The organism is Trinickia acidisoli (assembly GCF_017315725.1).
Lineage (GTDB): Bacteria > Pseudomonadota > Gammaproteobacteria > Burkholderiales > Burkholderiaceae > Trinickia > Trinickia acidisoli.
Window position 1 is genome coordinate 706,488 of sequence record NZ_JAFLRG010000001.1, and the last position, 20,911, is coordinate 727,398.

Genomic DNA, 20,911 nt, shown 5'->3' on the forward strand with positions numbered 1-20,911 from the left:
AACGATCGTCGCCGCCAATCCGCACATTCCTGCGCTCTCGTGCCGTTTTAGGCGGGAGGGATCAGGGTTTTCGTTAATGGAACCGGTTCTATCGCCAAATCGCCGCGCCGACTAAAATGCAGCGACCATGCGTGGGCAGCAAGGCTCGCACCGCTCGCGCGTTCGTCTACCTCTCTCGTTTCATAACAAGCAAAGGAGACTTTTCATGGGATCGGTTCACGGCGGCCTCTTGCTGCTCTACGCGCTGATTGCGATTGCGGCGCTCATCTTGCTGATTGCCCGGTACAAGGTCTACCCGTTCCTGGTCCTGATCGTGATTTCCCTGCTGCTCGGGCTTGCCGCGGGCATGCCGGCCGGGCAGATCGTGAAGTCGTTCGAAGCGGGCAACGGCGGCACGCTCGGCCATATCGCAATCGTGGTCGGCCTCGGGACGATGCTCGGCAAGATGATGGCCGAATCGGGCGGGGCCGAACAGATCGCGACGACCTTGATCCGCTGGTTCGGCGAAAAGCACATTCACTGGGCGATGATGTTCGTCGCGATCATCGTCGGGTTGCCCGTTTTCTTCGAAGTGGGCTTCGTGCTCTTGATCCCGATCGCATTCAACGTCGCCAAGCGCACGGGCAAGTCGCTGCTGCTCATCGGTTTGCCGATGGTAGCGGGCCTCTCGGTCGTGCACGGCTTGATTCCGCCGCATCCGGCCGCGCTGTTGGCCGTGCAGGCGTACAACGCAGACATCGGCAAGACGATCGCATACGGGCTCATCGTCGGCATCCCTACCGCGATCGTCGCTGGCCCGTTGTTTGCGCTACTCGTGCATCGATACGTCAAGCTGCCCGAGAACAACCCGCTCGCCGCGCAGTTCATCGAATCGGCCGATGATGCCGCGCAAGGCCGGCGCGATCTGCCCAGCTTCGGCATTACGCTGTTCACGATTTTGCTGCCGGTATTGCTGATGCTCGTCGGTAGCTGGGCCGATCTTTTGTTCGCGCCGAAGTCGGTGCCGAACGACCTGCTGCGCTTCGTCGGCAACTCCGACGTCGCACTGCTGATCGCTGTGATCGTGAGCTTCTGGACGTTCGGTGCCCAGCGCGGCTTCAACCGCGAGCAGATTCAGAAGTTCTGCGGCGATTGCCTCGCGCCGATCGCCGGCATTACGCTGATCGTCGGGGCGGGCGGGGGCTTCGGCGGCGTGCTGCGCGACAGCGGCATCTCTCAGCAGATCGTTGCGGTCGCGACGCAGGCGCACCTGTCGCCGCTGCTGTTCGGCTGGTTCGTCGCCGCGCTCATTCGCCTCGCGACGGGCTCGGCCACGGTCGCGATGACGACGGCTTGCGGCATCGTCGCACCGATCGCCAAGGCCGCTGCGCTGCACGTTCAGCCCGAATTGCTCGTGCTCGCGACGGGCTCGGGGTCGCTGATTTTCTCGCACGTGAACGACGGGGGTTTTTGGCTGATCAAAGAGTATTTCGGCATGACGGTCGGGCAGACCTTCAAGACATGGTCGCTCTGCGAGACGATCATCTCGCTGCTCGGCCTCGGGCTGACCTTCGCGCTCGCGACGGTCGTCTAGCACCAGTGCGAGCCCGTTGCCGGCATGAACGGGCTCTAAGGGAAACGCAATGATTCTGATCGTGATGGGCGTCTCGGGCGCCGGTAAGACGAGGATCGGCGAGTTGCTCGCCGAGCGTCTCGGTTGCGGCTTCGTCGACGGCGACGAATTTCACAGCGCCGCGAACAAAGAAAAGATGGCGCAAGGCATTGCGCTCACCGACGACGATCGATGGCCGTGGCTCGCGGCCATTCGTACGGCCATCGAAGAGAAGGTGCGGGCGGGGCAATCGCTCGTCGTCGGCTGCTCGGCGCTCAAGCGCGCGTACCGCGACGTGCTGCGCGGCGGCGCCGAAGGGGACGGGACGGTACGCTTCGTTTATCTGAAGGGCTCGTTCGAGTTGCTGCACGAGCGGCTGGCGACGCGCGGCCGGCATTTCTTCAATCCGGCGCTGTTGCGAAGCCAACTCGACACGCTCGAGGAGCCTGGCGCGGACGAAGCGATCGCGGTCAGCATCGAGCTTGAGCCCGAGGCGATCGTCGACGAGGTGGTGTCGGATCTCGGCTAGCGCGGGACGCACGCGTTGCGCAAAAAATGCGCACCGCCGATCGACGGTGCGCCTTGCTCGATGCTCGATGCGGCTTTAAGCGATGCGCTTGGCCAGTTCCGCTGCCTTGCCCGTGTACGACGCGGGCGTCATGTTCATCAGCAGCGCCTTGGCTTCGTCCGAAATGGCCAGCGTGGCGATGAACTGCCGCAGCGCTTCGCGCGTGATGCCCTTGCCGCGCGTGAGTTCCTTCAACTGCTCGTACGGATTTTCGATGCCGAAGCGGCGCATGACCGTCTGCACGGGCTCGGCGAGCACTTCCCAGCACGCATCGAGATCCTCGTTCAAGCGGGCCGGATTGACTTCGAGCTTGTCGAGGCCGCGGGTCAGCGCTTCGTAGGCGAGCAGCGAGTAGCCGAGCGCGACGCCCATGTTACGCAGCACCGTCGAATCGGTCAGGTCGCGCTGCCAGCGCGACACCGGCAGCTTCTCGGACAGATGGCGCAGCGTGGCATTCGCCAGGCCGAGGTTGCCTTCCGAGTTTTCGAAATCGATCGGGTTGACCTTGTGCGGCATCGTCGACGAACCGATTTCGCCGGCCTTCGTCTTTTGCTTGAAGTAGCCGAGCGAGATGTAGCCCCAGACGTCGCGGTCCAAATCGAGCAGGATCGTGTTCGCGCGCGCGACGGCGTCGAACAGCTCGGCCATGTAGTCGTGCGGCTCGATTTGAATCGTGTACGGATTGAACGTGAGCTTGAGCCGCTGTTCGATGACGTTGCGCGAGAACGCTTCCCAGTCGAAGCTCGGGTAAGCCGACAGATGCGCGTTGTAGTTGCCCACCGCGCCGTTCATCTTGCCGAGAAGCTCGACTTGAGCGATGCGCTCGATCGCACGCGAGAGGCGGGCGGCGACGTTCGCGATTTCCTTGCCGAGCGTCGTCGGGGTGGCCGGCTGGCCGTGCGTGCGCGCAAGCATCGGCTGCTCGGCCTGCGTGTGCGCGAGTGCGACGAGGCGGCAGTGCACCGAGCGCAGCGCGGGCAGGATCACGTGCTCGCGCGCGCCGGCAAGCATGAGGCCGTGCGACGTATTGTTGATGTCTTCCGAGGTGCAGGCGAAGTGAATGAACTCGCTTGCGCGTTCGAGCTCGGGCTGGCCCTTGACCGATTCCTTGAGCCAGTACTCGACGGCTTTGACGTCGTGGTTCGTCACGCGCTCGATTTCCTTGATGCGCGCGGCGTCGTGCGCCGAGAAACGCGCAACGAGATCGAGCAGGAACGTTTCGGCCGCTTCCGAAAAGCGCGGCATCTCGGCGAAGCCGGCTTGCGACAGCGCGATGAGCCAGTGGACTTCGACGGTCACGCGATGGCGCATGAATGCGGCTTCGGAGAGCCAGTCGCGCAGCGCCTCTGTCTTGGCGGCATAGCGGCCGTCGAGCGGCGAAAGGGCGGTGAGAGCAAACAGCGTATCGGCGCGGGTATCGGACATGATGGGGCGGTGCGCTCGATGGCGCGGGTTCGGAATAGGGGAGAACCCGCGATTTTACCACCGCCGGAGCCCAACTTAGCGGGACTGAGTCCGACTCAGTTCGGGTAGTCGAGGGGGCGATCGGGCAATTCGACGAGCGCGGCTCGCTCGATCGCGTCATTCGTTCGCGGCGGCGGCTTGCCCGACGCGCGCAGGCTTGGCCGCATGTGCGGCTTCGAGCGCCGCGCCGGCCGGGCTGGCCCAGACGAGCCATTGGCCGCGCAGCGCGAGGATCGCGAGGCAAGTGCAGGCCGCGAGTGCGCCGAACGTGGCGAAACCCAATTGATAACTGCCCGTGCTTTCCTTGGCGATGCCCATCACCACCGGCAGATAGAAGCCGCCGATGCCGCCGGCCGCGCCGATCATGCCCGAGAGCAGGCCTGTCTTGCTTTTCCAGCGATGGGGAACGAGTTGGAACGTCGCGCCGTTGCCGATGCCGAACGCGAGATAGAGGCACACCAGAATCGCAATGCCGCCCGCGAGCGGCGGCATCCAGGCGGCGAAGGTGAAATCGGCGAGCGAGATCGCGGCGAGCACGCCCGTGAGCGCGCGTACACCGGTGATGCGGTCGGCCACGTAGCCGCCCATCGGCCGCACGATCGCGCCGAGAAAAGCGAGCACCGACATGAACGCGCCGGCCTCGAGCTTCGGCATTTGATAGAGCGTCGTGAGCAGCAGCGTTACATACGACGACATGCCGACGAAGCCGCCGAACGTGATGCTGTAGACGAGCATCATGGCCCAGGTGTCGCGCTCGGCGAGCACGGCGCGATAGCGCGCCGGCAAGAGCGCGATGGCCCCGGTCGCGCCGAGCACCGGCAGCAGCAGCACGCCGGTTCTGCCCGCGCCGAATACGCCCGCATGCACGGCGAGCACGAGCGCGACGAGGCCTGCGAGTATCGTGGCGAAGCCGGCCAGTGCGCGCGTGGCGCTGCCGGTTTTTTTGCCGCGGTCGTCGCCCCACGCGAACATCGTAAGGCCGGCGATCGCGAGCAGCGGCAGGGCGGACGCCGTTGCGTACTGCCAGCCGAACGCGCTGGCCACGCGCGGAAACAGGAAGCCGTTGAGCACGGCGCCGATGTTGCCGGCGGCGGCGAGGCCGAGCACGAGGCCCTGCACCTTCGGCGGATAGCCGCTGCCCGCCATCGGCAGCGCGACGGCGAAGCTCGCGCCCCCGACGCCAAGGAAAACGCCCAGTACGAGCAGCAGCGTGTAGGACGGCGTGGCCGGCAGCAGCGGCAGCAGAATCGCGGGCAGCGCGGAAATCGCGATACCCATCAGCGCCACGCGCCGCCCGTTCACCGACTGATAGAGGTTGCCGAGCGCCACGCGCAGAATCGCGGCCGAGAGCACGGGCACGGCGACGAGAAAACCCTGCTGCGCCGCGTTCATGGCGATGCTCTTGCCGATGAACGGTGCGAGCGGTCCATAGGCGATCCAGATCGTGAAGCCCGTGTCGAAGTAGAGAAAGCAGGCGAGGAGCGAGCGCCAATTGCCGCTCCGTAGCGCATCTTGCAGGTTCTTCATGATCGTCCTCGCGTCGAATGTCGGATGAATCGTTAGCGGCGATGAGCGCCGCGGCATCTCACGGTCTTGGCTGCGCTCTACGCGTCGCGCGACGGCTCGCTAACGCAAGCGCTATGCCATCGACGCTCCTTCGCTCGTCCGGCCGGCCGCATCGTCAGGCGCCGCTTACGATTGCGGCATTTCCGATGCGGCCGCGTCTGCGTGGGCGTCCGGCGATGACGACTGCGGGCGACAGCGTCGGCGCACCTGCATCGCGCGGTACGGCACTCCCGATGTGCCCGGCGCGCGTCGATGGTGCGCTGCACCAACGTTGCCATGAAACGGCGGATGCGGGGTGTACGGTGCGTCGCCGCGTCGCGCGGCATGGCGGCTTGGGGCGGGCCGCCCCGGTACAATGCGAGCGTCGCTTTTCGTTCGGCCGGCACGGCCCTCGCTCGCATGGAACTCAAATGGCTGGAAGACTTCGTTTCGCTCGCTGAGACGCGCAGCTTCAGCCGTTCCGCGGAGCTACGGCACGTGACGCAACCCGCGTTTTCGCGCCGCATCCAGGCGCTCGAGGCGTGGCTCGGCACCGAGCTCATCGACCGGTCGGTCTATCCGACGAGGCTCACGCAGGCGGGCGAGGTGTTTCGCGAGCAGGCGCTCGCGATGCTCTCGCACATGCACGAGTCGCGGATACTGCTGCGCGGGCATGTGGGTTCGCCAGCCGCCACGATCGAGTTCGCGGTGCCGCATACGCTGTCGCTCACCTACTTTCCGCTCTGGCTGCAGCGGATCGAAGCGCAGATGGGGCCCGTGCACACGCGGCTGCGCGCGCTGAACGTTCACGATGCCGTGCTCTCGCTCGTCGAAGGCGGCTGCGATCTCGTGATGGGCTATCACCACCCGAGCCATCCGGTCGCGCTCGATCCGGGCCGCTATGACATGCTCACGCTCGGCTTCGAGCCGATCAGCCCGTTCTCGGCGCCGACGCGCGCGGGCCGCGCGCGCTACGTCCTGCCGGGAACCGCCGACGCGCCGGTCCCCTATCTCTCGTACACGCCGAACGCGTATCTCGGGCGCATGACCGAAGTCATCGTCGCGAATTCGCCCGAGCGGCTGTGTCTGGATCGGATCTACGAAACGGATATGGCCGAGGCGCTCAAGGCGATGGCGCTGGCCGGACACGGCGTTGCTTTCTTGCCGCACAGCGCCGTCGAAGACGCCGTCGCGGCCGGCGATTTGATCCGGCTCGACCGTGCGGCTTCGCGCGGGTTGCCTGCCGATCGCTTCACGTTGACGATGGAAATCCGCCTGTACCGCGACAAACTCGCGGTCAATGGCGACGATCCGCGCCAGCAACTCGTGCGCCGCTTATGGCAGGTCGTTGCCGACGAACTCGGCGTCGCGCAAGCGTAGCGATGACGGTAGCGGCACGACCGTGCGTACTGCGCGGCGTCGCGCGCGGCTGCTCGCTTGGCAGCGTGGGCCGAGTCGGCCTCGGTATCGACGTTATGCAAGAAATGCATAACGGGATGACCAAACGGCATTGGATTTCAAAAAGGGCTTTTTCGACAATGGCGCACATTCAGTGACCGTTGGAGTGTCCATGTCAGCGCAATTGCAGTCCACCACGTCTGCACAATCGATCCCCTCGTACCTTCACGCCGACGATCTCGGCCCCTGGGGAAACTATCTGCGTCAAGTCGATCGCGTCGCACCGTACCTCGGTTCGTCGTCGCGTTGGATCGAAACACTCAAGCGCCCGAAGCGCATTCTCATCGTCGACGTGCCCATCGAACTCGATAACGGCACCGTCGCGCACTTCGAAGGCTATCGCGTTCAGCACAACGTCTCGCGCGGTCCCGGCAAGGGCGGCGTGCGTTACCACCAGGACGTCACGCTGTCCGAAGTGATGGCGTTGTCGGCTTGGATGTCGGTGAAGAACGCGGCCGTGAACGTGCCGTACGGCGGCGCGAAGGGCGGCATCCGCGTCGATCCGCGCACGCTCTCGCGTGGCGAGCTCGAGCGCGTCACGCGCCGCTACACGAGCGAAATCGGCATCATCATCGGACCGAACACCGACATCCCCGCGCCTGACGTCAACACGAACGAGCAGATCATGGCGTGGATGATGGACACGTACTCGATGAACCAAGGCCAAACGGCCACGGGCGTCGTGACGGGCAAGCCGATCACGCTGGGCGGCTCGCTCGGCCGCCGTGAAGCGACCGGCCGCGGCGTGTTCGTCGTCGGCACGGAAGCGGCACGCCGCACGGGTCTCGAGATCAAAGGCGCACGCATCGCCGTGCAAGGCTTCGGCAACGTGGGCGGCATCGCCGCGCGCTTGTTCGAGGAAGCCGGTGCGAAGGTCGTCGCCGTGCAAGATCATACGGGCGCGCTCCATAAGTCGAGCGGCATCGATACGCACGCGTTGCTCGAGCACGTCGCGAATACGGGTGGCGTGGGCGGCTTCAAGGGCGCCGATCCGGTTTCGAACGACGAGTTCTGGACGATCGAAAGCGACATCCTGATCCCGGCGGCGCTCGAAAACCAGATCACCGAGAAGAACGCGGCGAAGATCAAGACGAAGATCGTCGTCGAAGGTGCGAACGGTCCGACCACGACGGCGGCCGACGACATCCTGCACGACAAGGGCGTGCTCGTGATCCCCGACGTCGTGGCCAACGCCGGCGGCGTGACGGTGTCGTACTTCGAGTGGGTGCAGGATTTCTCGAGCTTCTTCTGGACCGAAGACGAGATCAACCAGCGCCTCGAGCGCGTCATGCGCGAAGCGTTCAGCGCTGTCTGGCAAGTGGCGAGCGACAACAAGGTGTCGATGCGCACGGCGGCGTTCATCGTCGCGTGTAAGCGGATTTTGATGGCGCGCGAAATGCGTGGCCTGTATCCCTGATTCCCTATTCGCCACAAGCGAAGCGGGTTTGAACTACCGGCGCGCCCCTCACGGCGCGTCCGGTTTCTCGAGCGGGCGGCATCGCAAGATGTCCGCCCGTTTTTCGTTGTGTGTTTTTGCTTACTGCTGCGCGCTGCTCGGCAAATCGCTGCTGAAGACGGCCGCACGCGGCGCGAAGAAGTAACGAACGAAGACGGCCGCACCGAATTGTTGATCGCGGCCCGGCGTCACGTTGGCGGTGACGAGCGCGCCCACCTGCAGGCGCGGCGAGAGTCGGGTGACCGCGGCGATTTCCGCGCTCGTATAGGGGCCGTGGTCGTGGCTGCCGGTGCAAGCGGCGTTCATCGCATCGATCGCCGAGCTCGTGCCGGCCGGTATGCCGAGCGGGAAGCATGCCTCCGAATGCTGCAGCGTGTCGTTCCATCCGGCTTCTACGCTTGCGCGAATCTGCGTTTTGCGCCCTTCGGCGGTTAGCCATTGCAATGCGAGACCTTCGCTCAGCGACGATTGCGGGCTGTAGTACCCACCTTGTCCCCAATCGTAGAAATTCTCGTTGCGGCGATACGAGAGGTAATGCATCGTGGGCCCGATGTTGAGGTAGTCGAATCCGCGCAGGTGCAGGTCATAGGCGGCCGAGAGATCGACTGATACCCCTTCGTTCCCGGCGACGTTGCTGCCCGTCAACCATTGCCCGGTGGCTGCGGCGCCGATGTTCCAGTGCGGTGCGACTTGCCAGCGAACCTGCGCACCACCCGACGATCGGAGCACGGCGCCCCAGCGGTCGTTGCCGGCTGCTTCGGGCCAGGCCATGCCGCGCCACGAGAGTAACGAGTCGCGTACGGGCGTCACGCCGCCATAGAGCATCCACGTTCCCCAACTCGTCTGCTGGCCGACCGTTCCTACCCCGTTCGGTTGAAATCCCGATGGCGCGCCTTGCGTGCCGCCGAGCGAAAGCCGCCAGTCGAGCTTGGGCATCACGCCGATTCGAGTCGAATCGGCGACGCTTGCTTGGACTTCTTCCGCGCGCGTCGAGCCTCCGAGACGCGGTGAAGTCGGCGAGCCGGCATCGAGCGATTCCGTTCCGGCATTGATGAACAACTGCCGATATTGCAGCGAGAACTGCGTCGTGCCGTGGACCCACGCGCTCTGCAGTTCGGGCCCGATCGTGTCGAGTCGACCCTGACCCGCCGCGCCGATGTGATCGGACCACGCCAATCCGCCCGTCAATGAAGGTGCGTCGATGCCGGTCAAGTCCGCGGGCACGTACCCGACGATTCGCTGCGGATCGGCGGGCTCGGCCAAGGCGTCGTTCAGCGCCGCCTTCGACGCGACGAATTGCTTGCGGTAGTACTGCGTTTGCGCATCGAGCGCGTCGAGGTAGGCGTCGATGCGCCGATCGTCGGTGCTCGGCGGGGTGCCGCGAGAGGCGCCCGTGCGTGCGCCGATCTTGCCCATCGCATGGAGCGAGAGCGCCAGCCCTTCGGCGCTGCCGTCGTCGTGACTTGCGTCGTAGCGAACCCGGAAGGCTGCCGCCGCTTGCTCGTATCGGCCCATCGCATAGAGCGTCCAGCCGCGCGGCACAGCGCTGTCCGTCGCCGGCAATCCTTCGCGAGCGGCCACGTCCAGCCATTTCAAACTCTGATCGTAGCGGCGCGCTGCGTAAGCGTCGTTCGCATGGGCGAGCGCGATCTGCGCTCGTGCTTGCCGTGCGCGCGGATCCTCGCGCAGCGCCGGGGCGTCGAGTAGCGATTGCGCCGCGTCGTAGTCACGTGACTCGATCCTGATTTGGGCGAGGCCGAGCTTGGCATCGACGTTCTCGGGGGAGAACGTCAAGGCGGCTTCGAACCAACTTTGCGAAGCGCTTTCATCGTGCTGCGCGTGGGCGATCCAGCCGGCGAGCGCCGCGGCCGGGCCATCGCGATAGCTGCGGATCGATTGCGCCACGTCTGCGAGTTGGTTCGCCGCCTGCGCCGAGTCCGGCGGCAACTTGCCGAGTGCGGCAATGGCGCGTTGATAGCGAAGACGCTCGAACGCGGCTTCGCCTTGCGCGTCGCGATGTCCCTGCGACGCTTCGAGTGCGATCAGCGCGTCGACGCGATCGGCAGGCAGTTGTTGCTGTGCACGGTAGAGCGTCGCGATCCGATTGTCGGCGGGCGCGCACGACGGAATGACCGTGCGATAGAGTGCGTCGACTTCGCCCAGCGCTCCGGTGCGGGCAAAGACGTCGGCGGCTTGCCACACGCGATCGATATGCGCGCAGCCGAACGCGTCGGGCACGAGCGCGATCACGTGGCGCAGTGCTACGGCGTCGTTGCCCTGCAATGCCGCGGCGACGTCGGCATCTCGCTGTTGCCGCGCTCGCTCGTCGGTGAGCGATGACGAGGGCCGCCACGACGGCGCCTCATGCTCGATTTGTTCGACTTGGCGGTCGAAATCGGCGAGGCGGTGGTCATGCAGCAGGCGCCACAGCGGGCGTTCATCGGGGACGAATGCCATCGCGCTCGCCGCGGTAGCGGTGCGGGTCGTCGCGGTAGCCGTCGTTGCCGGGGCCGATGCGGCCGACGCTGTCGCTGCACTTACCGATGGCGGCGCACCGACCACCGCCGCCGATGCATCCGGGTCGACGAAATTGCGCTGCTCCGTGTGCGCGATATGCGCAGCCCCCCGTGTGCGCGTCGACAGGTTCACCTCGCGCTGGGCACGCTGCCGCACGATCGCGGCGTCGCTCGACCCCGTCTCGCTAGTGGGCGTGGCATCGCCTCGCTCGACGGTCAGCACGTTGCTCTGCGCGGCCTGAGCCGCATGAATCGCGCAGCATCCGACTGGCAGAACAAGGCAGCAACCGAGCACCCAGCGTGCGCGCCGACGCGCGTCACTCCTCGACGCCACGATGCCGTTTCCGGTAATAGCGTTTCAGCAGCAGCGTGGACGCCCCCGCGAATATCGACAGCAGCGCGACGAGCACCGCATAGCCGAGCCAAGGATGGACCGAGAGCGTATAGCCGAGCCAATCGAGCGGCCCCAGCGAGCCCGCCTCGTAGGTGCCGCCGACGCGCGCCGTCCAAAGATCGGGATGATCGAAAGTGAGGACCGCTATGTTTCCGCGAAGCTCGCCCCATTCGCTCGGCTCGATCAAGCGCGACACGCCGTCGAGCAATTCGCCCGCGTTCGCGGCCGTCAGTACCGTCATCGCGCCGCCTCCTTCGCCGCGATATTGCATGACGAGCAATTGACGCGAGAGCGGCACGTTGCCGCTCAACGTCACATCGGTTTGCGCCGCGCGCGCCGACGTACCGAGCAGATGTCCGAGGCGGAACGGGAACGTGCCGTCGCTTGGCGCATCGGCTGCGACCGTTGCGTCGTCGGCGATGCGGATGCTTTTGCCCGGCAGCCACGGCGCGTGCTGCAATAGCGCCGGCGGCAGCGCCGGCGTGGCCCCCACCAAGATGACGTCGCGTCGAGCGTTCGACGCCGCGCCGAACGTGAGCTGAGCAGCAGTGAGCGGTGCGGCTTGGTTTTGCGCAAGCCGGCCCGCTAGCGCCCAGGCCGCGGCGATCGTGTCGTCGTCGTGCGCGGCGAGCCGTATCGCGAGATCGTTGCCGTCGGGCTGCACCGTGTAGGGAAACCCGCTGTCGGCGAAGCGCTTGAGATCGGGCAGCGTCGTGAAGTGCGAGGCGGGCGGCAGCGTCAGCGTCGAGTCGTCGAATAGCGTGACTTCGAGGTTGTCCGTCTGGCGCAGCGTGCAGTGATCCGTGACGAGCGGCACGAGCAGCGGCCGCAGCGACAACGTGTTGAGTCCCGCGCGGAAATCGCGCAGCGGAATCGTGATGCGATAGTGGCGCATCACGGCGCCTTGTGGTTGATCGAGCGCGATGACCTGCTCGAAGCGGCCGTTGAGCCGGATGTCGAGGACGGAATCCTCGCGCATCTTCGCGCCTTCGGTGAAGTTCATGTCGAGCGTGACCTTCGCGTCTTCGGGGGCGTAGATGTCCGCGGGCAGGCGTACGTCGATGTCGGCCACATCGCCGGGCCGCAAGGTGCGGCTCGAAAAGCCAAGATCGCGAAACGCGTGGGGCGCTGTGCCCGTCACGGTTTTGTCCACCGACCACGGCGGCAGCGCGGTTTCGTCGAATCCACTCACGACGAGTTCGCTGCTGCGCGGCAGCGGCAGCTCGCTGTGTGCGAACGCGCGCGCCGCGCGTTCGACCTCGCGCTCATCGCGCCCACTTACGACGAGCACGAAGCGCCGCGCATCGTCGGGCTTCGGATAGATGCCCAGAAACGCACCGTCGATGCGCTCGATCGTCTTGGCGTCGAGATAGCCGCGCAGCGCCTCCCGCGAGCCGATCAGCACGACGTCGGAGTCGGCGAGCGGCGCGAGCGCGAGGCCGGGCAGCATGCCGGCGCCGTTGCCATGCTCGGCGTCGAGCACGCGCGGCGCCGCGCTCAGATACCGCAGCCTGAGCGCGATACCTTGCGCGACGAGGCCTCCGCTTTCGAGTTGCCGGTCGTCGCTCGGATGCGAAGCGTCGACGATCGCAAACGCGCGGCCGGCCCATTGCTTCGGATCGACGAGGTCGGGCAAATCGGCCAGCGTTGGCGTCAAAGACGCGAGAGTCGTCTGCATGCGCAGCGTCGACGCGCTCGTGTCGATCTCGGTCCAAAGCTCGGGCGAGTTGGGGTCCTCGCAGTTCTCGGTCGAGTGTTGCGCGGCAGTGAACGTGAGCGTGTTGTAGCCTGGCCGCAGCAGCTCCGCAGGTACGCGGATGTCGGCCGTGGTCTCGGGTTGCCGCGAGGAAAGCTGCAACTGCGCGATCGTGCGATCGTTGACGCGCACGGCGAGATCCGAGCGGTCGGTGAGCAGCGAAATCGAGTTCGAGACGACGAGATGGAGCACGGCGTCGTGCACGCGCTCGCGGGCCGAGAGCGGAATGCTGATGCTGCGCGAGGCCGATGCGCCGGCGAGCCGCAGTGCGCCCGTCAGGTTGCCGAGCGTCGCGAGCGAGAGGGTTTGTCCTTCGTTTGCCGTCGCCGGGTTGGCGGGCTTGACGGGCGCGGCCGCACTCGCTGGCGCGGCGATTTTTACCGAGGCGACTTTGGGGGCCGGTTTTGCGTGGGCATCGGCAAGCGGGGCGCCGCCGACGAACACCGCGACGACGCAGCACATCGCTCGAGCCGTTGCGCGGAACAGAAATGAAGCACTCATTGTTGTCGTTTTTGATGAAGAGAACCTAAGGCGCGAACGATGGGCGAGACGGCTCGCCACGGATGCGCCGCGTAGCGCAGCATGCCGACGACGAACACACGGTAATGACCGGCCGCGTGGACGGAACCGAGCTTGACGACGATCCCCAAACTGTGGAACACGCCGATACGGCGGTTGCGGCTCTCACGGAAGTCGCGCCACCGGCCGCTGTCGCCGAACACGAGCGAGACTTGCTCGGAGAGGCCGGCGACGCTGTCGTCGTTGAACTGCGCGCCGATGACGAGCGCGCCGTCGCGACTCGAAAACGCGTTGCGGATCGTCAGCGGGATGCGGCTCGTGTGTCCGCGCGCGACGTTGAAGATTTCGAGCGTGGCGTTGCCTTGGCGCGGCGCGCGCGCCGCATCGTCGGCTGCGATGACGGCCTTGAGGCCGCCCGCCGACAGATCGACGACGCGGCACGCGATGCCGGGCCCGGCGCTCGCGTCGCCCGACGCGCCTTCCCTATGCAGCGTCGCCGCGAGATTCGCGGGCACGCGCGGGACGGCGCGACGCTGCTTGCGCTCGTAGAGCACGCCGATGCAGGCGTTGAGCAACACGAGATTGAGCCCGCACCAGCAGAGGGCCGAGATGATGACGTCTCGATGCGGATAGCCGTGCAAGAGTTTCCAGACGCCCACTGCGACGCCGAGCAGCACGAGCACGTAGACGATGTAGAACGGCCCCGCCAACTCCGAGATCGAATCCTCTTCGATTTTTTCGCCTTTGGGTGTGACCTTGAAGCCCGGCGCGCGAGGACGCAACATCACCGAGACGACGGCGCGCAGCGAGAACATCGATTGCAGCAACTCATAGACTTCCGAGATCAGCGTCCAGCGATAGCGACCGAACAGGTAATCGGACGCGAGAATGGCCGAGATCATTTGCGGCAGGCCATAGGCGAAGAACTGAGGGATCGTCGCGTTGTAGAACTGCAGCCCGAACACCAGGTACATGATGGGCGCGAACAGGAAGATGACGCGCGCGTAACAGAAAAACCAAAAAAACGCGTTCGAGAAATAGCAGAGCCGCTGCGCGAGCGTGAGCCCCTTCATCCGCAGCGGATTGCTCAGTAGGAAGAGTTGAATCATGCCCTGCGCCCAGCGTACGCGTTGCACGATGAAGCTCGCGAACGTTTCGGGTTGCAGGCCCGAGATCAACGCTTCATCCACGTATCGGCTGTGATAGCCGCGCGCGTGCAGCGTCAGCGCCGTCTCGGCGTCCTCGGTGATCGAGTTGCCTGCGATGCCGCCGATCTCCTCGAGGTATCGGCGCCGGAGCAACGCCGCCGATCCGCAGAAGAACGACGCGTTCCAAAAGTCGAGGCCGTGTTGAACGACCGAATAGAACATCTCGCTTTCGGGCGGCATGCGGCCGAACATGCCGAGGTTCTTTTCGAGCGGGTCCGGATTGATGAAGAAGTGTGGCGTTTGCACGAGGTAGAGTCGTTCGTCGCGCTGAAAATGGCCGACGGTCTTCTCGAGAAAGTCCGCGGTCGGCACGTGATCGGCGTCGAAGATGACGATCAGATTGCCGCGCGTGTGTGCGAGCGCGGCGTTGATGTTGCCCGCCTTGGCGTGCTCGTTGCGCTCGCGCGTGAGGTAAATGCCGCCGTGGCACTCGGCCATCCGTTTCAATGCCTGCGAACGTGCGAGCGCTTCCGCGGCTTTGTCGGGGGCCGCTTGCGTGAGCTTCTGAAGCGTCCCGCCGTCGTCGAGCAAATAAACGTTCAACAGCTCGCGCGGATAGCGCATGTCGAGCGCCGCGCGCAGCGTCACTTGCAAGAGATCCGGCGGCTCGTTGTAGGTGGGGATGAAGACGTCGATGGTGGGCAGCGCACCGGGCGTCGTGATGAGCGGGACCGGCGCGCGCCGCAGCGGCCGGCTGTTGACGAACAGCCCGAGCATGGCGACGACGATGCCGTACAGCTCCGCCGCATAAAGCAGCAGCATGAAGACGAAGTCGGCGAAGCCGTTATAGCCGAGGGTGGACGTGGTGCGCCAGTACAGGTAGCGAAAGGTCAGGAATCCTGAACAAAGCAGAAAGAAGAGTCGAGCACGGGCGAGGCCGCCCGCGTGCCGCAGCACGAGCATGGCGGCCAGAACGGAGAACGCGACGCGATATTGCGCGGCGAGATCGAGCTTGACGACGGCCAGCACCCCGAGCGCGGCCAGCGAGCCGGCCCAAAGGCCGACGATGGCCCACTCGGGTGGTTTCGACAGCCGCAGCGCATCGCGGCACCGGTCCAGCGTCGACGTGAGGGGACCGGCTACCCCAATCGGCTGCTTTGCTTGATCGACGGTGACTGATTGCGTTGCGTCGGACATGTGCGAGTTGTTTTTGCGCGGGCTCAGACGCCGGGGCCGCGCCGGTGATTGCACTCGGGCTCTTGGGTATTAAAAAGGTGGAACGGAGCATTAAGGTTATCGGCCGTTTCGTCAAATACTTAATGCCGATCGGTGCAATTGATCGAAAAACTGAAAAGCTATTCAGACGAATAATGGGTTGGCGTGAAACGTTTGCCGTAGAAGAAATGGGGAGTAATCGCATCGAACCCGAGTGCTCGACTCTCAATGGATGTCATTGTTACGCCTCGTTACGGGGCGGTATTGAGAGGCGGATGGCCTGCCGATGCCCGCTCGGCAACGGGGTAGGCCTTTCTGTCTACCATTTTAGTATGACAATTTGATGAGTTATGTGTCGATTTAATAATCGAGTGCAACCTCGCGCGTCGCCATGAATTCACGGATTGAAATCGGTTCCATCTGTTTAATCGATCGCCGCTTATGGATCGGAATAGATCGACTTGACGGGGATTATCGAAACTGCGTGCGTAGGGATTTTCCGATGCGGCGTAGGCATTTCCCTAAGGTCGACGACTATCCCCATTTGGATATTTACGCGGCACGAAGCGTGCCTACGCGCGTGACCCACCGCCGCTTCTTGACCCGATCGGCCATTTTTGCCCGCGCGCGCAGGCCGCGTATCATGCAAAGGCTTCGCGGGCCGGGCAGCGGCCGGCAGGCGTTTTTGCGAAAGGATCACCGGATGATTTCGATCAGTCACGTTTCGAAGTGGTACGGCACGTTTCAGGTGCTGTCCGATTGCACCACGGAAGTCGAGAAGGGCGAGGTGGTCGTCGTGTGCGGGCCGTCGGGCTCCGGCAAATCGACGTTGATCAAGACCGTCAACGGCCTCGAGCCGTTTCAGGACGGCGAGATCGTCGTCGACGGCCAATCGCTGCGCGATAAGCAGACGAACCTGTCGAAACTGCGCGCGAAGGTCGGCATGGTGTTCCAGCATTTCGAGTTGTTCCCGCATTTGTCGATCATGGAGAACCTCACGCTCGCGCAGATCAAGGTGCTCGGCCGCTCGAAGGGGGAGGCCGCGGACAAGGGCCTTGCGCTGCTCGATCGCGTAGGCTTGAAAGGGCAGGCCGACAAATTTCCGGGGCAGCTATCGGGCGGTCAGCAGCAGCGCGTGGCCATTGCGCGGGCGTTGTCGATGGACCCGGTTGCGATGCTGTTCGACGAGCCCACTTCGGCGCTCGATCCCGAGATGATCAACGAGGTGCTCGACGTCATGGTCGAACTCGCGCAAGACGGGATGACGATGATGTGCGTGACGCACGAGATGGGGTTCGCGAAGAAGGTCGCGCACCGTGTCATCTTCATGGACCGGGGCCTCATCGTCGAGGACGATCGCAAGGACGCGTTTTTCGACAACCCGAAGTCGGACCGCGCGAAAGAGTTTCTCGCGAAGATTTTGCACTGACGGACTGACTGAGCGGGCAGGCGGGCGTTCGGCCGAGTTACGACTCGAATGCCGCGATGTCGTCGGCATCGGCGCTGAAGGCCGCCGCGGCCGGTGTGTCCGACGGGTACATCGAGGCCGAGGCGCTTGGGTCGCAAGCGGGATTGCGCGCTTTTTCGAGTACGGAGAGCGGCACCGGAATGTGCGCGCGGGCGGCCACTTCGCCGTCTTGGAACATCAAGAGATCGCCGGGCGCGAACGCGGTCCAGATTTCGTCGTCGGTCAGCGGCTGTGTGGCGATGACGGCCACGCGATCCTCGGGCGTCGTGTACTGCGCGAAGTCGATCGACATGTCGGCGTCGATCAAATGCGCCGTCGAGAACGGCCAGCGTCGCACGATGTAATGCAGATGGGTCGAGCAATGCGCGAACAGCGCTTGCCCGTTCGACATCAGGAAGTTGAACACGCCGTAATTCGTGATGTCGCGCGTGAGCGCGGTCAGCGTGTCGAACAACTCTTGCAGCGGCGGCTGCGCACCCGGAAAGGCGTGCCGCAAGCCTTGCATGAGCGCGCAAAACGCGAGCTCGCTGTCGGTCGTGCCGACAGGCTGGTACACGCCAGTGATCTCGGGCCGATAATCCTTCAAGTCGCCGTTGTGCGCGAAGATCCAATGCCGGCCCCATAACTCGCGCATGAACGGATGGCAGTTCTCGAGCAGGATGTGGCCTTGCGTCGCCTTGCGGATATGCGCGATCGTGTTCTTCGATTTGATCGGATAGCGCTTGACCATCTCCGCGATCGGCGACGTGGCCGACGATTGATGGTCGATGAACAGCCGGCACGCCTTGTCTTCGAAGAAGGCGATGCCCCAGCCGTCGGCGTGGTGATCGGTGATGCCGCCGCGTGCAGCGAAACCCGTGAAGGAGAACGTGACGTCCGTCGGCGCGGCGCAGTTCATTCCGAGGAGTTGGCACATGTTGCGGGTTGGCGATGCGTGTGAACGGGCGGGTGCGTCGAGCGAACCCGCTACAATATGTTTTTCGAAGCATATACCGAGCCGCCTGCCGAAAAAAGCGAAATCGGCGGGCGCTGTCGGGTGTCCGTTGCGGTTTTTCCACGATAGCGGGCGGCTTGCTTCGCGTAACGGGGTCTACTTCTCATCGCCGCGCGGTTTTTCCGCCGGCCTTCTTGCCAGATCGTCGCCATGACCGTTTCCGATTCGTCCCCGAACGCCGCGTATCAGCGCGGCGCGTTGTCCTCGCTTACCTTGGCCCGTCCCGACGATTGGCACTTGCATCTGCGCGACGGCGAGATGCTTGCGGCCGTATTGCCGCACACCGTCCGCCAGTTCGGACGCGCGATCGTCATGCCGAACCTGAAGCCGCCCGTTACTACCGTCGATGCGGCCCGCGCCTATCGCGAACGAATCCTTGCCGCGTTGCCGATCGGCGCGAAGTTCGAGCCGCTGATGACGCTCTATCTCACCGACAACACGCCGCCCGACGAAATTCGGCGCGCACGAGAGAGTGGCTTCATCCATGGCGTGAAGCTGTATCCGGCGGGCGCGACGACGAATTCCGATTTTGGGGTGACCGATCTGTCCAAATGCGCGAAGGCGCTCGAGGCGATGCAGGAGGTTGGGATGCCGCTGCTCGTGCACGGCGAGGTGACCGACTCGTCGATCGATCTGTTCGATCGCGAGAAGGTATTCATCGACCGCGTGATGATGCCTTTGCGCCGCGATTTCCCGGAGCTCAAGGTCGTCTTCGAGCACATCACGACGAAAGATGCGGCGCAATACGTGCGTGACGACGGCGCGCACGCGGGCTTGCTCGGCGCGACGATCACCGCGCATCATCTGCTCTACAACCGCAACGCGATTTTTCAGGGTGGCATTCGGCCGCACTACTACTGCCTGCCCGTACTCAAGCGGGAGACGCACCGCGTGGCGCTCGTCGAAGCGGCGACATCGGGCAATCCCCGCTTCTTCCTCGGCACCGATAGCGCGCCGCATCCGAAGGGCTTGAAAGAGCATGCATGCGGCTGCGCCGGCTGCTATACGGCCTTGCATGCGCTCGAACTCTATGCGGAGGCGTTCGACAACGCCGACGCGCTCGACAAGCTCGAGGGATTCGCCAGCTTCTTCGGGCCGGACTTCTACGCGCTACCGCGCAGCAGTGAGCGTGTGACGCTCGTGCGCGAAAGCTGGACCTTGCCGGCTGAAATCGTCGCGGGCGAAGCGGCGGTCGTTCCGTTGCGCGCGGGCGAGGCGATCGGCTGGCGGCTCGCCTGAGTTCCGAGTTCGGAGGGGGACCGTGACGCGGGAGCTGTGCCTCGATGAAGGCGCAAGCGCATCGGCGATTGCGAATCTGGAGCGGATCGATTGGTCCGCGCCTTGGCTTGCGCCCTATGCGGCGCGCGGCGCAAGGTGGCAGCATAGTGCGCAGGCCGACCCCTCTGGCTTCGTCGGTATGCTCGCCTGCGAAGCACAGGCCGCCGGTCACGTCACGGGCAACGGGCGGCTGCTGTCGTTCATCGAGCAGGCGGAACTGCCGGCCGGCTCGGCTTACGAAGCGCATATCGCGGCGACGGGCGGCGTGCCGACGCGCCGCAACTTGCACGATTTCTTCAATGCGCTCGTCTGGTTCGCGCATCCGCGCGTGAAGGCGACGCTCAACGCGCGCCAGGCGAGGGCGATCGAGCGCGGCGGCATCACGGGCGCACGCGGCGCCGAACGCGATTTTCTGACGCTGTTCGACGAGAACGCGGTGCTGTTCGTCTGCGCCGATCCGCAACTGAGTGCCGCGCTGACGACGTTCGACTGGCGGCGGCTGTTCGTCGACGAGCGAGCTGTGTGGGGCACGCGCTGCGAAGTGCGCGTGTTCGGCCATGCGCTGCTCGAAAAGCTGGTTACCCCGTACAAAGCCTGCACGGGACATGCGTGGATCGTCTCCGCGCCGGTCGACTACTTCGCTTGGCCGCCGCATCGACAAAACGAGTGGCTCGATCAGGCCGTCGCCGCATCGCTCGCCGACGCCGCTATCCTCGACAACGGCCGCTACGCGCCGCTACCGGTCCTCGGCGTGCCGGGCTTTTGGCCGGCCAACACGGCGCCGGCGTTCTACGACGACGCCCACGTCTTTCGCGCCGGACGGCGTACTCGCAACGCCGCCAAGCAGGCGTCGTGACCTGCCGCGTCGGAAATCGAGCGCTAGCGAGCCTCTCGCGGCTCACCTTCGCATATACCCGCCGTGCTCCTCTCGCACGGCGTTGACGGAGCCATCGGCGTTGTTGAACACGTTCGCGATGGCCATCTGTGCGATGTCCTCGAGCGGACCCTCCGAGCCCTCCTCGTAGACGAGCCGCTCATATTCCCGCTCCATTTGCGGCCTGAAGCCGCTCAAGAGCGCATTGTCGGAAATTTCCCGCTTTTTGACCGCATTGACGTCATCCGCGTTTCGATTCGCTACCGCGGCCGCTACACGCGCGGCTCGCTCGTTTTCCTGCTTCGCCTCGTATTCCTTCTTCCACGCTTGCATCGCCTTCCGGTTCGCGGCAAGGTCGACCGGTCTCTTGCTCAGGCCTTGATCGAACAAAAATCCGAGGTCGCCTGTGTCGGTCGTGGGTTTCGTTTTGCCGACGCTGAGCGATCGTCTCGGGTGGGGCGCCACGAGACGAGGGGATTGGCTTGTTTCGCTGAAGCTGCTGGATCGCGACTTGCGTAGCGCGATGCCGGCGGGGCTATCAGCGTGAGCGGCAGACGCACCTTGCGTTGCCTCGCCATAGGACGAGGAAGTTCGCTTGGGGCGCCGATTCCGGATCGATACACAACAGAACTTCGTCATAGGAGGCATGTCCGGCGGGTTCTCTGCG

14 protein-coding genes are annotated in these 20,911 nt (G+C 64.7%); 7 read left to right on the forward strand and 7 right to left on the reverse strand.

Annotated features, from left to right (window positions below):
- The first annotated feature begins 205 nt into the window (after positions 1-205).
- Positions 206-1,573 (forward strand): GntT/GntP/DsdX family permease, encoded by a 1,368-nt coding sequence (locus J3485_RS03310; protein WP_206951153.1) that lies wholly within the window; start codon positions 206-208, stop codon positions 1,571-1,573.
- 49 nt (positions 1,574-1,622) lie between these two features.
- Positions 1,623-2,120 (forward strand): gluconokinase, encoded by a 498-nt coding sequence (locus J3485_RS03315; protein ID WP_206951154.1) that lies wholly within the window; start codon positions 1,623-1,625, stop codon positions 2,118-2,120.
- Positions 2,121-2,195: 75 nt separating this feature from the next.
- Here the strand turns inward: J3485_RS03315 and purB are convergent, their stop codons facing one another.
- Positions 2,196-3,584, reverse strand: coding sequence for an adenylosuccinate lyase (purB, locus tag J3485_RS03320; protein ID WP_206951155.1), 1,389 nt, complete (start codon positions 3,582-3,584; stop codon positions 2,196-2,198).
- 156 nt (positions 3,585-3,740) lie between these two features.
- Positions 3,741-5,150 carry an MFS transporter gene (locus J3485_RS03325; protein WP_206951156.1) on the reverse strand — a complete coding sequence of 470 codons (1,410 nt, stop codon included), beginning with the start codon at positions 5,148-5,150 and terminating at the stop codon, positions 3,741-3,743.
- A gap of 438 nt (positions 5,151-5,588) precedes the next feature.
- Here J3485_RS03325 and J3485_RS03330 point away from each other — a divergent pair, with 438 nt between their 5' ends.
- Entirely contained in the window at positions 5,589-6,548 is a 960-nt protein-coding gene (locus J3485_RS03330) for a LysR family transcriptional regulator (RefSeq protein ID WP_206951157.1), read from the forward strand.
- A 190-nt stretch (positions 6,549-6,738) separates the two neighbouring features.
- A complete protein-coding gene (locus tag J3485_RS03335) occupies positions 6,739-8,043 on the forward strand; it encodes a Glu/Leu/Phe/Val family dehydrogenase (protein ID WP_206951158.1) in 1,305 nt (434 codons plus the stop codon).
- A 120-nt stretch (positions 8,044-8,163) separates the two neighbouring features.
- On the opposite strand, the gene J3485_RS03340 is transcribed toward J3485_RS03335, so the two are convergent.
- From J3485_RS03340 to bcsA, 3 genes are read right to left on the reverse strand one after another with little or no spacing between them, the layout of a single operon-like run.
- On the reverse strand, positions 8,164-10,932 hold the full coding sequence (locus J3485_RS03340; RefSeq protein WP_309476973.1) for a cellulose synthase subunit BcsC-related outer membrane protein: 2,769 nt from the start codon (positions 10,930-10,932) through the stop codon (positions 8,164-8,166).
- Entirely contained in the window at positions 10,916-13,249 is a 2,334-nt protein-coding gene (locus tag J3485_RS03345) for a cellulose biosynthesis cyclic di-GMP-binding regulatory protein BcsB (protein ID WP_206951159.1), read from the reverse strand. Before J3485_RS03345 ends, J3485_RS03340 begins: the two co-directional genes overlap by 17 nt.
- Positions 13,246-15,612, reverse strand: a complete 2,367-nt coding sequence (bcsA, locus tag J3485_RS03350) for a UDP-forming cellulose synthase catalytic subunit (RefSeq protein ID WP_206951160.1) — start codon at positions 15,610-15,612, stop codon at positions 13,246-13,248. The genes J3485_RS03345 and bcsA overlap by 4 nt, the downstream gene beginning before the upstream one ends.
- A 721-nt stretch (positions 15,613-16,333) precedes the next feature.
- On the opposite strand from bcsA, the gene J3485_RS03355 reads away from it, so the two are divergent.
- Positions 16,334-17,059 carry an amino acid ABC transporter ATP-binding protein gene (locus J3485_RS03355; RefSeq protein ID WP_206951161.1) on the forward strand — a complete coding sequence of 242 codons (726 nt, stop codon included), beginning with the start codon at positions 16,334-16,336 and terminating at the stop codon, positions 17,057-17,059.
- A gap of 37 nt (positions 17,060-17,096) precedes the next feature.
- Here the strand turns inward: J3485_RS03355 and J3485_RS03360 are convergent, their stop codons facing one another.
- On the reverse strand, positions 17,097-18,014 hold the full coding sequence (locus J3485_RS03360; protein WP_206951162.1) for a class II glutamine amidotransferase: 918 nt from the start codon (positions 18,012-18,014) through the stop codon (positions 17,097-17,099).
- 228 nt (positions 18,015-18,242) lie between these two features.
- Between J3485_RS03360 and pyrC the strand changes: the two genes are divergently transcribed.
- Both pyrC and J3485_RS03370 read left to right on the forward strand, forming a co-directional pair.
- Complete coding sequence (gene pyrC / locus J3485_RS03365) at positions 18,243-19,331, forward strand: dihydroorotase (RefSeq protein ID WP_206951163.1); 1,089 nt, start codon at positions 18,243-18,245, stop codon at positions 19,329-19,331.
- A 22-nt stretch (positions 19,332-19,353) separates the two neighbouring features.
- Complete coding sequence (locus J3485_RS03370) at positions 19,354-20,226, forward strand: DUF3025 domain-containing protein (RefSeq protein WP_309476974.1); 873 nt, start codon at positions 19,354-19,356, stop codon at positions 20,224-20,226.
- Positions 20,227-20,268: 42 nt separating this feature from the next.
- Here the strand turns inward: J3485_RS03370 and J3485_RS03375 are convergent, their stop codons facing one another.
- On the reverse strand, positions 20,269-20,577 hold the full coding sequence (locus tag J3485_RS03375) for a hypothetical protein (protein ID WP_206951164.1): 309 nt from the start codon (positions 20,575-20,577) through the stop codon (positions 20,269-20,271).
- Between the last annotated feature and the right edge of the window lie 334 nt (positions 20,578-20,911).